This window comes from Kitasatospora sp. NPDC002040, assembly GCF_040296785.1.
Taxonomy (GTDB): Bacteria; Actinomycetota; Actinomycetes; order Streptomycetales; family Streptomycetaceae; genus Kitasatospora.
Map to the genome: position 1 here is coordinate 1 of NZ_JBEOXV010000040.1, position 1787 is coordinate 1787.

Consider the following 1787-nt stretch of genomic DNA (forward strand, 5'->3'; position numbering starts at 1 on the left):
GGAAGGCCGGCGCACCGCTCCACCACCTGGCGGGCGTACTCCGGCTCCGCCTCCACCCGCTCGCGGCCGATCCGGCTCCGCAGCAACTCGGCGCCCGCCGCCGGGCCCAGCAGGCCGAGCGGCACGAATCCCGCCCCGTCCAGTGCCAGTCCGGTCAACCGCAGCCTGCTGGTCACCAGCACCACAGCGTCGTCGGAGCCCGGTCGCAGCGGCCGGACCTGGGCGGCGCTCACCGCGTTGTCGAGCATCACGATCAGTCGCCGGTCCGAGGTCAACGACCGCCAGAGCGCGGCCTGTTCGGCCGGATCGGCGGGCACCGGGCTCACTCCGAAGGCCCGCAGGAACCCCCCGAGCACCTCCGCCGGGTCGGCTGGTCCGTCCGGCGCGTGCCCGCGCAGATCGGCATAGAGCTGCCCGTCCGGGTACCGCCCGGCGAGCCCGCGCAGCCAGGACGACCCCAGCGCGGTCTTCCCCACCCCCGCCGGGCCGGTCACCGCCACCAGCACCGCACCACCGGACCCGACCATCCCGTCCAGCAGCCGGAGCTCCTCCGCCCGGCCGGTGAAATTCCGGACTCCTGGAAGGAGTTGGCGCGGTGTCGGCAGGACGGGGGATTCCATTCGGAGGTGAATGCCGCCGTTGACGTCACGGGCCTGCACGGTGGTGCCGTGGAACTGCGCCGAGCCGGAAATCGAATTCACCGTAACCGAGTTCACTGTGGCCACCCAGAGTGCAATGGCCACGATGGCCCCGGGGGGCCCGGCCAGTACCTTCCGGGCAATCTCGTCACACCGGTCCTCAGTGAGTGGCACCGGTAACTCACCTACCAGCAGCTCCAGTTGACTGAGCTGTTCCACTGCGGCCACCCGCAGAGCGGCGATCAGCGATGCCTTCGTGAGTGGTTCCACCGGCCCTCCCCGTCCCGCCCGCCAGCCGAATCGGACCGGCGGCTGCCGCTTTGCGCAACCACCGCACGATTCACGGGCAGTTGATGAATTCTCCGGAACTCCACTGCCTCCTGTGGTGAGGTGGTATGGCTCGCCTTCCCCGGCCGTGTCATGCTCCCATAAACGGGCCAGCAGTATCCAGACGTCGGGGGGGCCATGCTGACCATCCGTCTGTTCGGGGCCGTGGAAATCCGAGCGGCCGCACGGCTCGTCCCGCTCCGCTCGGACCGCGAACGGACCGTCCTGGCTGCGCTGGCCATCGATCTGGGCAGCCCGGTCTCCCGCGAGATCCTGACCGAACGCCTCTGGGACGACGACCCGCCCGTCAACGCCCTCGACCTGCTGTACGGCTATCTCTCCAGACTCCGGCGGGCGTTCCGGGACGCAGCCCTCCTCAGCGGCCCGGACAGCCCCGCACCGGAGATCGTCCGTGCCGCGCACACGTACACCCTGGAGGCGGAGCCGACCGCGGTCGACTGGCACCGGTACCTCAGACTCGCCGGCCGGGCCAGGACCCTGGCCGAGGCCGGGGACGACCGGGCCTCGCTGGCCGAGTACGGGCAGGCGGACGTCCTCTGGCACGGTGAGGCCCTGGCCGGGCTGCCGGGCCTCTGGGCCCGGTCGGCCCGGGCCCGGATGGTCGAGGAGCGGCTCGCGCTGAACCTCAACCGCTATCTGATCGAGCTGCGTCTGGGCCGCTTCACCGAGCTGGTCCCCGAGCTGTCCCGTCAGCTGGAACTCCATCCCGGCAACGAGTCCGTGGCCCGCCACCTGCTGGTGGCGCTCTACGGCGGCTCCCGCCGCTACCCCGACGGCCTGGTCTTCGACGAGCAGGCGCTG

At 71.4% G+C, this 1787-nt stretch carries 1 protein-coding gene and 1 pseudogene; one reads left to right on the forward strand and one right to left on the reverse strand.

Going from position 1 to position 1787, the window contains the following annotated elements; translation table 11 throughout:
• Positions 1-701 (reverse strand): annotated as a pseudogene (locus tag ABT118_RS32610) (regulator); the annotation flags it as partial.
• Positions 702-1130: 429 nt separating this feature from the next.
• Here ABT118_RS32610 and ABT118_RS32615 point away from each other — a divergent pair.
• Positions 1131-1787 (forward strand): AfsR/SARP family transcriptional regulator (locus ABT118_RS32615; protein WP_350678530.1); only part of this gene is annotated, 657 nt, incomplete at its 3' end.